Here is a 13585-nt window from a genome sequence, read left to right as displayed (position 1 = left end):
AGTCTCAGTGCAAATTCATGGACAACAACCTCCCCACTGCTGATTCTAACACGGTTGTGCGCCACCCGCCATGGGGTACCGTTACCCTCCTAGAAGAGGGCCCCAGTTACCGTATAAACAAAATTGTAATCAAACCCAAACACCACATAAGCACCCAACTCCACTACCACCGCAGTGAACATTGGGTAGTACTATCTGGCACTGCAAAAGTAATTTGTGACGGGAAAGAACAACTTTTGCTACCCAGACAGTCAACCTATGTGCCCATGAATACCCGTCATAGGGTGGAAAATCCGGGTGTAATACCCCTAGTGATGATTGAAATTCAAAATGGGGAGTACCTGGGGGATGATGATATTGTTCGTTTTCCAGACTCTGCAGCCCACCATCCAGACGGTTGGACCCCGGATGCTTAAATTATAGCCTGATGGTGCTCTTTGAGAATTCTTCTTTTGAGTTTTGCCTTTAATTCCCCCTTGAGACGATGAAGAATGGAAGTCTCATCCAAGGAATTAAGGATATTTTCCACCACGGCTAGGGGCCCATCCTCCCCCCAGGATGCCCCCTTGGCTAGGTATACTTTTGTAATCTGGCCGATGGTATAGGTAGACACGCCGGCTACTGCCCCTTGTGTAATGGCAACTGAAGTATAAGGCAACAAGGATAAACCGCCAGAGAGGGGGCTAGTTAATCCTAGAATACCTTTGAGGGAACTTAGTCCCAGTGTTATTAGTATATCACTGATGCTAATACCACCGAGACTAAATGCTATTTTTTGAAGTAGTTGGATCGCTCCCTCTTTAGTCATGGGGATGTGGTACAATTGGGAAAGATTGAGAATCATGGCCACGTCGATGATGGCACCGGTAAACAAGTCGATGGCGGTTACCGGATTGAGGGCGATGGCGGTGGCTTTGGTGAGGGCGGTTTTTTGAATTATTCTCTCGGCGATTTTCTCCCTACACAGTAACTTTTGTTGTGCCAGTTTTTGATTGATTTCCCCCACTGACAGCATAGCATTTAAGGCCACCAGGGATTTCCCCTCCTTGTATAATATCTCCAGGATTTTTTGTCTTAAAGGCTCAATTTGTGGTTTTCCCCTCTTTTTGACAATACGAATTTTCCCTGTGGCGTCTTTAACTGCCGTGGTTACAAGGGGAGAAGCCGCCACCATTACTATCTCTTCTGGGGATAACAATTGCTTTACCCTCACATCTCTAATTGTCTCATAAATCTCCTGGCGATCTGCTTGGGGGTATTGGTCGATTTTGTTGAATACTAGAATTATAGGCTTGCCTACTTCCCGCAATTGACACAAGGCTTGGTATTCTACTCTTGTTATGTCTCCCGCTATGACAAAGAGAATCAAGTCCACCTGAGAGGCTATTTCCTTTGCCAACTTCTCCCTGGCTTCCCCATCTATTTCATCTATACCGGGGGTGTCAATTAACTGGATTTGTACGTCTTTTGTTTCCTTAACCAGTCGTTGGATGTCTAAGCTGCCTTTCCCAAGAGTTTCTGTTGTCAACCGCCAGTTAGTCTGTTCAATGTTTCGAGTTACGCCATGTAGTGGTCCGGTAGCGAAAACTTCTTCGCCGATGAGGGCGTTTAAAACACTGGACTTCCCCTTGCCTACCATACCAAAGGCGGCAATTTGGACCACTGAGTCCTCTAATTTCTGTAAAATACGTTGTAGACGTTCTATTTCCGCCTCTAATCCCCTTTTTTCCTCCTCTTTTAGGTCCAGATTCAATAATACATGCCTTAACGACTCCTGTGCCTTCTGATAGTTGATTTCCGCCTGCCACCTGTTTAAACTGTCTATGGTAGCTTCCCAGTCATCCATGGTGTTTCAACCGTTGTCGATTCAGATACCCAATTGGAGAATATAACGCCTCAGCTTCCAGTATACCTGACTGCGGATTCAGGTCCTCTGTCGATAGGAAGACTTCTCTTGCCTGATTAACTCTTCCCGGAGAAAACGTTGATAAACCTGGGGAAGATATTTAGTCATACTGTTGTCTTCAATGCCATATCCCAGACTCGTCCAGATAGGGGATAGAATTTTCAAAACCCTATCTATTTCCCCTTCCCGTAACAACTGGGGTATGTCTTCTCCCCAAGCTGTCTTGTCAGTCAACCAATTGTACAATACTAAGTCCTGATATTCCGGCTCAAAACTATATTCCTTCCAGAAGAGGAATTTGGAGGGGTGGGGATGATACTTAGCAGCCTTTTCCTGCCAGGTGGTGTTTAAAAACTGATAGCGCCCAGAAGCTGTAGTACACTTGCCTCTATTCGGACCACTTTCTATCTCTACACAGAGGTTGGGGTGACGACTCAAGTCTTTCACATACCTTCCCCCGTAAATCACATGATAGGGATTGGGATAATTGGACTCACTAAAACTAATTGTACGCATTAATGCCCTTACATAGGGATCCCCTCCCTCCATCACCAGTGGTGGGCTACCATAAAGACTATTGAGCAAATATTTCCCCGCACCTTTCCAGTTTATTCTTCCCTCTCTCAGGATTACTCTTCCCACCCCCATGATAACAATCACCATCATTATTATTTTTAACCACTCCCCCACCCTACCATAAAAGGTTTGTGTTTTCTTGTAATTTATCATACTTTCCCTTTCCTACCGCATTCCCTATCATAGGGTATTCCTACACCCTTTGCACTATTTTTCCCTTTGTCATGATTTTCCACATTTCTCTTTCATTTATTCTTCCCCTTGCTTGCAATTAATCCCAGTATTATTGCTATTATTTATCACCTTTTATACTCTAAAACCCTAATATATCGTTTATATCTTCAAAAGCTTATTGCAACCAATTCTAGTATTATCCCTCTTATGCCACTTACTTCCCTTCTCCCTTCCCCCCTCTGCTGGTAGGTGGATAATTTCTGAAAAGAGAGGATGATAGTCTTATCCCCACTGGTTACTCCTCTTGCCAATGGCAGTATAAATCACTGGTATAGGGGTATAAATTTATTCACCCCCCGGCATCCCCCAAAATTCCTGACAACAGAGGGGTGGTTGCAATCGGCGTGAAAAAAAAAAGACTAATTACTCTCCCAACTAACTGACAACCTGCTGACAGGGGGGATTGCTGCTAGCAGACAGACTAACAGAGTTTTACCATAGGCGGCTAAGGGTTGGTGAATAATATCAGCTGGCAGTCAGTCTTCTACTTTTCCTGTTTACCACTGTCTCCCTGAGTTGGGACAAGATAAATTAAAATTTAGGAGTTGAGAAAGATGCTCACATAAAAATCTACCCCTTATTTCTAACTTTGAGCATCAGCTTTTAAAAAAACTTCAAAAGCAACTGCTGCTATACTTTCTGCTAAATCCCCAATTTCTGACACAGCATTATATATCAAAGACTTATCCTACGAAGCCGCCTATAAATTCACACAAATAATGCCACCCAAAATACAATCAGGGGGGTATGCTTGTAAACCTGTTAAAAGAAGATGCTGAATCCATTGTAGCTTAAACCATTGAAATTGAAACACCTTTCTCCAAAAAAAAAAAAACAGATTATGTTGGTAAGCTGTCTGATGGTGAAATAAACGAATTTTAATGCTTGACTTTTTCTTGTCCTTTGCCTTTTATATATCCTCTCGAGGAAAAAATGAAACACCCTATGAGGAATAGAGGGTTGGTGATGGATAAAAAGTCCAGTTTTCTTAAGTCATTTGACTATCTCCAAGAGAATAAAACAATAGGATAGATTCATCAGTGGGTACAGGTCAAAAAGTGGTGTTTAGAAGTGTTTATTATAAAAGAATAGTTAAAGGTAGTACAGTAGGTTTTTGGGATAGGAAATTTTCAGACCATATGTTTTTATTTGCTAACATGGAGAATGTGGAACGGGCCATAGAGATTTACAAAAAGAGGATGAGGTTAGAGTATAATCTTAGAGAGATAAAGGGTTCAATAAGCATAAACAAGATAGTGAACAAAGATATAGATGAGTTGATAAAGATGATGGGATTAGCTTTGACAGGACGTGGTATAGGGTAGAGGGGATAAAGGATAGGTATTTTGGTGGATATAGGGCTAGTGGGAAGTGGTTGGGGGTGTTTATGTTGTTAAAATGGAGAGTGAGTATGAGTAACAGGATGATAGAGAGGGGTTTTCGGAGGTTACTACTTAGATATCCTGAAGTAGCTTCTAAAATCGTCCGAATTTTTGTTTTTCCTAATTTAAGTCCCCCCTGACAAAATTGGTGTCTCATGTCAGGGTTTTTTAAAAAACTGTAACAAACAGACGGGGAGTTATCCTGACAAGTCCTTATAAGTTGTGCTATTGGTGGCACCGTGGGCCAAAATCGGGTCAGAAGTCTACCCCTAACGGTGTCGAGATTAAGACGAAAGGGCCACGAGTACGGAGGGACTTGAACCCCCGACCACCAGAACCGGAATCTGGCGCTCTATCCTCTGAGCTACGTACCCATAACAAGCCATCATTACATGATAATAGCACATTTAGATGAATATCAGCCACCCGTCATGGAGAAAAAAGAGTCGAATCGTGGCTGACGGGGGATATACTAGGAGCCTTCTAAATTCAAGAAGGGCAACAGGGCCAGAATTCTAGCTCTTTTCACCGCGTCTGTCAAATCCCTCTGTTGACGGGCTGTTAATCCTGTTATTCTCCTTGGCAGAATCTTGCCCCTTTCCGTGATAAACTTACGCAACAGTTCTACATCTTTATAGTCGATTTTTTGGTTGCGGGGGATGGGAGATGTTTTCTTGCGAAAATAGGCCATAATCCTTCCTCTACAAACTACAAAAACTTCCTTTTACTACTTGATTTCCTTGTGAATAGTGTGTTTGTTACAATAGGGACAATACTTCCTCAACTCTAGTCTGTTGGGGGTGTTTCTTCTATTCTTCGTGGTAGTATAACGAGACACCCCATTAGAGCGTTTATTGGGGTTGGTGCGACACTCCGTACATTCCAAGGTGATGATTATCCTGGCACCTTTTTTGCTTGCCATCTCTAGCCAGTCTTCTCCCTCTAGCTTTTCTGGACAGTCTACTATTATCCTACAAAATTACCCCTTTTGACAAGGGGCTCGGCCATTTTTTTGTCAACTAGGTGAGGATTAGGGGGGCGAGGGGGAAAGAGGGGATAAGATATAATAGTTACCCTGCAGTGGAATTTTTTGAACTAGAATATGTTTTGGGCGGATAAGATAGCGGCAAGCTCACAACAGCCGGAATTGGTAAACGACTCGAAAACTCCTTCTGGCAGAGTACATGTGGGCTCCCTAAGGGGTGTTATAATTCATGATGTTATCTATAGGGCTTTGAAAAGACAGGGCAAACCGGCGCGTTTTACCTACGGTGTGGATGACTACGACGCCTTTGACAGTATACCCCGTTACCTAGACGCGGAAAAATTCTCCCCTTATCTGGGTTTTCCCCTCTGTAATGTCCCATCCCCTGACCCTACAGTGGCCCCAGATTATGCCAAATACTATATGGGGGAGTTTCTGCAAGTGTTTGACTACCTGGGGGTTAAAGCTGAAATCTATTACCTGAGGGACTTGTACCGCAGTGGAAAGCTAAACTACTACATCGATTTATTTCTCCGTAACGCTGCAGTAGTAAGAGATATTTATAAAGAAGTTAGTAATGCCCAACGCCCCGATGACTGGTATCCTTTTCAGGTGATATGTGAAAATTGTGGGAAAATTGCTACTACTTATGTAAGCGAGTATAATGGAGAAAAGGTTTTTTACACCTGTAGGGAGGATGCCACGGATTGGGTGAGGGGGTGTGGCTATCAGGGATGGATTTCTCCCTTCGACGGCAATGGGAAACTCCCTTGGAAGGTGGAATGGGTAGCCAAGTGGGACTTGTTGGGGGTTACTATTGAGCTTTCTGGGAAAGACCATTCCCAAAAAGGGGGCTCACGGGATGTTGCTAATGCCCTTTGCCGCAAAATCCTCAGGAAAAAACCGCCCTTCCATTCCCCTTACGAGTTCGTTTTAGTTAATGGCACTAAAATGAGTTCTTCCAAGGGAATAGGCTCTAGTGCCAGGGAAATGGCTGAACTTTTGCCCCCAGAAATTTTGCGCTTTTTGATGCTAAGAACACAGCCAAAAACTGTTATTAATTTTGCCCCTAATTATGAGACTATTACCCGTCTTTTTAGAGACTATGACACTCTCCTGAATGAGTATGCAGAATTGTTGGCTGGGGCGGAAACATCTGAATTGCCTCCCACACTTTTGCCTCTTTACTATTCCCAGCTGCAAGATGAAATCAAACCTTACTATACCTTTGAACTTAGTACTATCATTTCCCTTCTACAAATACCCCATTTGGACTTGAAGTCCGAAATAGAAAAACGCTGTGATAGGCCTTTAACTGAATACGACTGGCAGAAGATAAATGAGCGAATTACTGTAGCTAAAAAGTGGTTAGAATCCTATGCCGATGAGGAGGAAAAACTGGTGATTTACTTTGAGGAAATCCCCTCAAAGGTGTCTATGCTTACCGACGAACAAAAACAGTATTTACGTCGTCTGAGGGAATATTTGGAAACCGTCGAAAAATGGGAGGGAGAGGAATTACAAACTGCCCTATTTACGGTGACAAAACAGATGGGAATTAGTCCTAATGTTGCTTTTCCCGCAGTTTATTATGCTTTCTTGGGTAAGGATAGAGGCCCAAAGGCAGGATATTTATTCTCCTACTTGGACAAAAATTTTGTTTTCAAACGTCTAGAGGAGGTTAGTAGTCTATAAAAGCAAGTATCTTGTCTTTGGTCCTCTTTTTTAGTCTTCTTCCGGCAATTGAAGCTGTGTGCTGCCATCCGGGAGGACTACAATTTTTCCCCCCACTTTTTCTACTTCTAGGCGTGCTTTTTCCTTTGTTTCCTCGTCAAAAACATTCTTGAAAATTGTATACCAAGCCCCTGCTCTTGCCTTCCTACTATCCGGATTTTTGCCCAAAAATGCTGCTGTTTCTAGACTTCTTTTGGCAATTTCTTTTCCTACCTCATCTCCCCTTGCCAATGCCCACTTTGCCGCCATCTCATAGGAGTGTTTTGCTGCTTTTATATCCCCCAAAAACAACATTTCATCTACTCCCTTGTAAATCCAAAGATAGGGGGCATAGGGAGATATTTCTGGAGAAATATTTGCCAAAACCTTGTTCAGGAATTTTACCGTGGCTGGTGCCTGTCCAGCATATATAGAATTTGCCGTGGAAAGTATCAAATATGCATCAACAAAACGGGGATCATAATCACTGATTAACTCAAAGTAATCCGCCACGGCTGAATAACCAGTCTTTTCTCGCGCTGGGCTGTCTCCAAAATACTGTATAAACCGCAGATAGTACCAGTCTGCCAAAATGTTGTTATAACCAAAAGTTGGCATTTTTTTCCGCAACAAAAGTGCCATTTTTATTTTCTTTTCTTCTAGAAAGTAATCTACATTCCCACGAGAATTTTCCAGGTGTTTGGCGGCGTATTGTTGTTGGGACTGGAAAATACTAATCCCCGTAACCAATAAAACCACCCATGGCAATAACCCGCCCCACCTCATAAAAACCGAGTCCGTCAGTTTTCTTCCAACAATTGACACTAATAATTATACTAGACAGCCCAATAGAAAACTATAACTACAGGCTTATAATCTCTTATGGTCTCTTATGAGCCACAGCCCCTGCAACTCCACTGTTTATTTTAGATTTCCTAAATCCCATTCCCTACGCCCTAATTATGGGCTCATAATTATAAGCTGCTATTTCCGAGTTCCATTTTATGTGAGATTATTCCTCTTCAACCAGGAGAAAAGAATTTTATGAAACAAATCTGGGTTTTCATCATGAATACAATGCCCGATTTTGTCTAATAGGTGTAATTCTATATTGGTATTAATGGCTGCTAGATGTGACGCTTTTGTTGGCGGAATAAGTTTGTCCCCTTTACCCCACAACAGTAGAATGGGGATGTTAATAGACTCCAAAAGTTGCCTGACAGAAACAGGGAATTTATTAATGGATTTAGTCATAGCTATTAGAGCCCTTGCTGCCCCAACATCCTCGGTGGGTTTGGTGACAATTTCAATTAATTCTTCATCCAAATTGTTTTGATTGACGTAGGCAATTTTCAGACCATTACTGATTACTGTTTTTTGTTTTGCTATCTGGAAGATTAGACGAATTAATAGGGGGAAAGTGAACAACTCCTCTATTTTGTGTAATAATGGAGTTAGAATGGGGTTGTTGTCATCTCTTTTTCCCCTCAAATCGGGAAGACTAAGCATTACTAACCCTTTGGCAGTGTCGGGGTAGGAGGCAGTAGTGTTTAAGGCTATCAATGAGCCTAGGGAATTACCAATAAGAATACAGGGTTGGGAAATGAATTCTTGCCAAAAATCAAAAACTAGTCTTGACCAAAGGGGTATACCATATTCGGTATAAGTCTTCTCAGAGGCGCCGAAACCGAGTAAGTCTAAAGCATAAACAAAATGTCTTTGTCGGAGAATAGGGATGTTGTGACGCCAATGTCTAAGGGATACCCCAAAACCGTGTAACAGAAGAATGGGTGGGGAAACAAAGGGGTTATTGGCTTGTAATGGGGGGTAAAAAGTGTAGTGGATACGCCAACCATGCCACCGCCAATCCCTCTGATAGCCAAACCTTTTTTCACTCTCCGACTCTACCCTTAGTCGCATCTGTCTAAAACTCAGTAGTGAAACACTCTCAAGTTTTGGCTTCAGTCTAGGCTTCTTCCAGTGGAATGCCTATCGACTTCAATTCCTCTTTAAGGTTTTCTGCTAGAGAGGGATTTTCCTTTTGGTGTAAATGATAGGCAGTTTTAAACAAAGAGGCACTTTCTTCTATGTATCCCTGCTTGAATAATAACACCGCTAGGTTTTGATATGCCCAAGGACAATTGGGATTTAGCCGAATTGCCTGGCGGTAGCTTTCGATGGCAAGAGGAATATTTCCCATTGCCTTGTAAGTTAAACCTAGATTGTAATAAGCTAGGGCATGATTAGGGGCAATCCTAATGCAGGCATTATAAAACTCTATTGCCCGCTGATACTGTCGGCGTTGATGACACAAACTGCCATAGTTTAAGTATGCCCCCAGTTTTAATATTTCAGCTATAGGGATTTGTATTGCCTTTTGATAGTATTTTTCGGCGAGGGTAAACTGCTTTTCTTCTACCATGGCATTGCCGAGATGATAATGCAACTCGTATAAAACATCAGGGGTAGCAGAAGAATTGTGTTTCAAACCAGTCTTTAACAACTTTATCCCTTTTTTCACCTCTCCCAAAGACAAGTATAATCCCCCCAGTTTACTACAGGCATAGGCATCATAGGGGTGATTTGCAAGATATTTTTCCATTGCCTTTCTGGCTTTCTCCGTTTTATTTTTCGCCGCAAGGTGATAGTCTCTGGCGAGACTACACAATGGGTTGGTAACCATAGTGATAAATTGCTACTTCCTCCGTTAAATCCACTATCCGCCAGTGATTTTCTCTTTCCAGCAAGGCAATTACTGAATCGTCTATTAAAGCATGATAGGGGCGAGAGAAGTAAATTTGGGGGTGACGACGAAACAGACGAGACACCAAAGAATAAGGAGGGGAATTACTACCAATCTCTTCGCGGATAAGATTTATCACTAAATTGTCTTTCTCCCCTGTCAATTTTTTCAAAAGGGGGATTACCTTCTCATTCAACTTTTCATCCCCATCTAGTACTAATACCCAGTCTCCTGTTACGAATTGTAAAGCAAAATTGCGTGCCTTGGAAAAATCATCCTGCCATTGATAATCATACACCTTTGCTCCCCATTTCCTGGCAATATCTTTTGTCTTATCATGGGATCCTGTATCTACTACTACCATTTCCGTGACGAGGGAGGAAACAGATTCTAAACAAGGCAGATTTTCCTCCTCGTTTTTCACAATCACACACAGGGAAATAGTCATAGAAGCCAATAATGATTTAGGGGGTAGGGGATAGAGGATAGGATTTAGAAAGAAACAGGGAAAGGGGTAGGATTTAGCATACCATCTAGGGTGTTTGAATTCAAATGGAACTACAATAAGGGTAGCCAGTATGACTTCCCAGGGGGAGGAAGATAGTCACTATTTCCCCCCCGTTTGGTTTTTGTTTGATAGTCAACTTGCCTCCCAAGGCTTGGAAGATATTTTTGGTGACATCATCACTAAGAGAAAGACTACCGGTTTCCGGCTGGAAGAATAATAGTCTTCCCAAAGACTTGCCTTCGCCGCCAATCCATCCCACTTCTGAGGAAAATTTTAGTTTCAATTGATTTCCCGCAGGCAATACCAACATTTTAAAACGACAGCCACTTGGCAAGCCGCGGATAAATTTTTCCATCAAGCCATTTAGTACTTGACTTAGTATAGCCGGCTCACTTATAATCTGGGGCAGTTTTTGTGGGATAAACACCTCTAGTACAATATTTCTTCTTTCTGCCTGTCTTTGCCAATAGGGAACAGTTTGATTTAATATTGTCTCCAACGATGTTGGTATTAGTCTGAGTGTTTCTTTTTTATTTTGCGACTCTAACTCCACCGCCTTAAATATCAACTCCATGCGGTTTATTTGTTCGGTGCACTCCTGTTCTATTTTTTCTATGTATTTTAGCAATTCTGGTTCTTTTTTAGCCTTTTTTCCTAGTAATCTCGCCAAGGTTTTTATAGTCGTCAAAGGCGTCCTTATTTCGTGGGTCAACGCCTGTAGCAACTCCAATTCTGGGTATGGGGGGATTGGGGTTTTTTTCAACGATATACTACTTCTGTTTATCTTGTCTTTTTTTATCTTCTCGGGTTCCTTTGGGTTTTCTAATCTTTGCCTCTTCAAACTTTCTACAAACCCTCTACTAAACTTTTCCACTATTATATATTCCGGCACCACGATTTTAAGCTGCCGACTTATTCTTTCTAAACCTTCCCTATCCGATTCTGATATAACTTCCATTAACTGCCTTCTCAAATAACCCCACACCTTGTGAATTATTTCGGGGTTGAAGGAGAAAAAGAAAGCCGGCTTTTTATTATGTCTAATTCCCTTAATCAAAAACAGGGAAAAAGAGTCAGTAAAAACCAGACAAAACTGCTCCTGTAAAAAATACCCCTCTGGTATTGTAATATTAGCGAAGGAGGAGGAAAAGGCAAAATAATCAGTTACTTGTGGTTTGCCACTGGGGAGTAGGGGGATTGCCACCGTATGCTTTGGAGATAAAACCACAGTATGTAGATGGGGGATAAGCTGCCAATTGTTTATGACGGGGGTGGGAGAGGATATAATAAAGCCATTTTTTTCAGGATTAAAGGAAGTATTCTTTTTACCTATTGTCAGCAATAAAAGCCTTTCCAAGGAGGCGACTGCCCCATTCCACTCATGGTACACTTGGATGGAGCTTTCTTGAGCCTTAGAGTCGGCCTCACTGTCATCCATATCGCTATATTGTAAGTCCTCCCACTCCTGTTCGTTTATTAAATCCATTAAACTGGTAGTCCGACAGTATTCCACTCTCATCCCCAGTCTCCCATCTTTTTTTACCTTCCAAGATCACGGCCCTACTCTATATACCACATCCATCCTAACTTTTTCTACTCCGTTGTGGAGTGTTATAACCGAACTATAAACTTACTGATTTCCGTCTCTTTTTCTTCTCCAGTTTTCACCTTCCAATTTTTCCCTGACTCCCTTGACAAAGGGGAGGCGGGGGGGGGAGGATGGACCCGGGGCCGCGCCAAATTTTAACAATAAAAATTGTCAACTGGTGAGCCGTGAGAGGGGGTATTATAAGTTAAATAAAGTTTCCCGAGGGGGGATGGCTCGTTGGAGAATCTTTTGATAGACGAAGTCATGGAAAGTGTGTAAGTCTTGGGGCCAGGAGTTGACACAGAGTCTCAATTGAGAGAGGATGTCAGAAGTGTTGGAAGGGAGAGGATAATTGAAGCTACCAACAAATAAAACGGCAGAAACAAAAGAATTATCAGGTTGTTGGAGACGGGCAGGGTTGATGTTGAGGGAGAAACGGCAGTTGTCCAACTCGTAGAAGAGACTGAGGGCGGTTTGAGGGGTGGTATGACCGAAGTGTTGCCAGGGGCCGGTATTGAGGAAAGTCTGATTGATAAAGTCCTTACCGGCATCCTCATCAACGGCAGAGAGGGGAATAACCAATCGGGGGGTAAAACTAATTGCCTGATATTCGGCATTTGACATCTTGTCTATGTATTGTAGAGCCACCTGGGCAAATTGTAGCTGACCTAGTGGTTTATTGGCCACCGCTTCAAGAAAACTGATAGTATTACCCTGAGCGACAATATTAACGCCATTCTTGAAACTAACTTGGGAAATCCTGGGGTTGACAACAGGCTGATTTGCCAATTCCCAGGTGGTGGGGACAATGCCACTCATGGTAAGTAATTCATAACTAAGAAGGGTGGGATTAAAGTTTCTGATGGCAAGAGTAATAGTCAATTCCTCTATGTCAGAGATGGCAGTGGTAGAGGTTTGTGGGGGGATAGGAGTGGTTTTGTCCATAGGGTATAGGATGTGCCTAATACTGCACCACTAGATTAACTCAAATTTTCGCCTAGGACAAACATTAATTCTTCTGGGCAACACCCCCCGACTAACAGGGTTGAGGCTGTGAAGGCCGGTGATGGTTGTGGTTGCCAATGGGATAAAATGGCTGATGTAAGCTGATTAGCTGAGCCAGGGTTTTCTTTAACTGGGGCCGGGGTACAATAGCATCTATAAACCCGTGTTTTAAAAGATACTCGGAAGTCTGAAAACCTTCTGGCAATTTTTCTCTCAAAGTCTGTTCAATAACCCTTCTGCCTGCAAAACCTATAGTTGCCCTGGGTTCTGCCAGAATCAAGTCTCCCAGCATGGCAAAACTTGCTGTCACTCCCCCAGTTGTAGGATGAGTTAATACCGATATATATAGGAGATTATTTTCGTGGTGTCTTTGTAGCGCGCCAGAAATCTTAGCCATTTGCATCAAACTGAGCATACCCTCTTGCATCCTGGCCCCACCAGAGGCACAGACAATCACCAGAGGGAGACTATTGGCAGTAGCATATTCAATCAAACGGGTGAGTTTCTCCCCTACCACTGAGCCCATACTGCCTCCCATAAAACGGAAATCCATCACCCCTAGGGCTACGGGCAATCCGTCTATCAAGCCCACACCGGTTTGTACCGCGTCTGTGAGGGAGGTTTTCGCCTGTGATTCTTTTAGTCTTTCAGCGTAGCTCTTGCGATCATAAAATTTAAGGGGATCAGTGGGCAGAATGTGCTCATTTAAAGGCTTCCATGTCTTTGCATCTATCAGTTGGGCAATTCTTTCTTCACTAGGCACTAACAGATGGTGGCCACATTCCAAACACACCATACAATTGGCCTTTAAATCCTTGGTGTAGGAGAGGGCACCACATTCTGGACACTTAGTCCATAAACCGTCGGCAATCTCTCTGGGGGGGGGATTTATTCTCGGTTTCGACCTACGTAAGTTGTCAAACCAGTCCAGTAAAGACATTTGTC

The 13585-nt window shown here is 42.8% G+C and carries 12 protein-coding genes, 1 tRNA gene and 1 pseudogene; 3 read left to right on the top strand and 11 right to left on the bottom strand.

Features of this window, described 5'->3' with window-relative positions; all coding sequences use genetic code 11:
- The first annotated feature begins 17 nt into the window (after positions 1 to 17).
- Complete coding sequence (locus tag IGQ44_09420; GenBank protein HIK38195.1) at positions 18 to 416, top strand: phosphomannose isomerase type II C-terminal cupin domain; 399 nt, start codon at positions 18 to 20, stop codon at positions 414 to 416.
- Here IGQ44_09420 and IGQ44_09415 read toward each other — a convergent pair.
- Positions 413 to 1846 (bottom strand): DUF697 domain-containing protein, encoded by a 1434-nt coding sequence (locus tag IGQ44_09415; GenBank protein HIK38194.1) that lies wholly within the window; start codon positions 1844 to 1846, stop codon positions 413 to 415. The two genes, IGQ44_09420 and IGQ44_09415, sit on opposite strands and share 4 nt — an antisense overlap.
- A 78-nt stretch (positions 1847 to 1924) precedes the next feature.
- A complete protein-coding gene (locus IGQ44_09410; GenBank protein ID HIK38193.1) occupies positions 1925 to 2635 on the bottom strand; it encodes a glycoside hydrolase family protein in 711 nt (236 codons plus the stop codon).
- 1121 nt (positions 2636 to 3756) lie between these two features.
- Here IGQ44_09410 and IGQ44_09405 point away from each other — a divergent pair.
- The gene (locus tag IGQ44_09405; protein ID HIK38192.1) at positions 3757 to 4041 is read left to right on the top strand and encodes a hypothetical protein; all 285 of its coding nucleotides are present in this window, start codon (positions 3757 to 3759) and stop codon (positions 4039 to 4041) included.
- Between the two features lie 358 nt (positions 4042 to 4399).
- On the opposite strand, the gene IGQ44_09400 is transcribed toward IGQ44_09405, so the two are convergent.
- The 3 genes from IGQ44_09400 to rpmG all read right to left on the bottom strand — a co-directional run bounded on the left by IGQ44_09400 (position 4400) and on the right by rpmG (position 5020).
- Positions 4400 to 4472: transfer RNA gene (locus IGQ44_09400), tRNA-Arg, on the bottom strand.
- Positions 4473 to 4570: 98 nt separating this feature from the next.
- Positions 4571 to 4789 carry a 30S ribosomal protein S18 gene (locus IGQ44_09395; protein ID HIK38191.1) on the bottom strand — a complete coding sequence of 73 codons (219 nt, stop codon included), beginning with the start codon at positions 4787 to 4789 and terminating at the stop codon, positions 4571 to 4573.
- A 36-nt stretch (positions 4790 to 4825) separates the two neighbouring features.
- Positions 4826 to 5020, bottom strand: coding sequence for a 50S ribosomal protein L33 (gene rpmG / locus IGQ44_09390; GenBank protein HIK38190.1), 195 nt, complete (start codon positions 5018 to 5020; stop codon positions 4826 to 4828).
- A gap of 180 nt (positions 5021 to 5200) precedes the next feature.
- On the opposite strand from rpmG, the gene lysS reads away from it, so the two are divergent.
- Complete coding sequence (gene lysS / locus IGQ44_09385; GenBank protein HIK38189.1) at positions 5201 to 6778, top strand: lysine--tRNA ligase; 1578 nt, start codon at positions 5201 to 5203, stop codon at positions 6776 to 6778.
- A gap of 30 nt (positions 6779 to 6808) precedes the next feature.
- On the opposite strand, the gene IGQ44_09380 is transcribed toward lysS, so the two are convergent.
- The 6 genes and pseudogenes from IGQ44_09380 to accD form a co-directional block, all read right to left on the bottom strand.
- On the bottom strand, positions 6809 to 7582 hold the full coding sequence (locus IGQ44_09380) for a hypothetical protein (GenBank protein HIK38188.1): 774 nt from the start codon (positions 7580 to 7582) through the stop codon (positions 6809 to 6811).
- A gap of 216 nt (positions 7583 to 7798) precedes the next feature.
- On the bottom strand, positions 7799 to 8716 hold the full coding sequence (locus tag IGQ44_09375) for an alpha/beta fold hydrolase (GenBank protein HIK38187.1): 918 nt from the start codon (positions 8714 to 8716) through the stop codon (positions 7799 to 7801).
- Positions 8717 to 8762: 46 nt separating this feature from the next.
- Positions 8763 to 9987, bottom strand: a pseudogene (locus IGQ44_09370) (tetratricopeptide repeat protein).
- Between the two features lie 100 nt (positions 9988 to 10087).
- Positions 10088 to 11566, bottom strand: coding sequence for a HAMP domain-containing histidine kinase (locus IGQ44_09365; GenBank protein HIK38186.1), 1479 nt, complete (start codon positions 11564 to 11566; stop codon positions 10088 to 10090).
- A 267-nt stretch (positions 11567 to 11833) separates the two neighbouring features.
- Positions 11834 to 12580, bottom strand: coding sequence for a hypothetical protein (locus IGQ44_09360; protein ID HIK38185.1), 747 nt, complete (start codon positions 12578 to 12580; stop codon positions 11834 to 11836).
- Between the two features lie 91 nt (positions 12581 to 12671).
- Positions 12672 to 13580: an acetyl-CoA carboxylase, carboxyltransferase subunit beta gene (gene accD / locus IGQ44_09355; protein HIK38184.1), complete on the bottom strand. Its 909-nt coding sequence runs from the start codon at positions 13578 to 13580 to the stop codon at positions 12672 to 12674.
- Between the last annotated feature and the right edge of the window lie 5 nt (positions 13581 to 13585).

The sequence above is a fragment of the Geminocystis sp. M7585_C2015_104 genome (genome assembly GCA_015295805.1).
Lineage (GTDB): Bacteria > Cyanobacteriota > Cyanobacteriia > Cyanobacteriales > Cyanobacteriaceae > DVEF01.
This window is presented reverse-complemented; position numbering and strand designations above follow the sequence as displayed.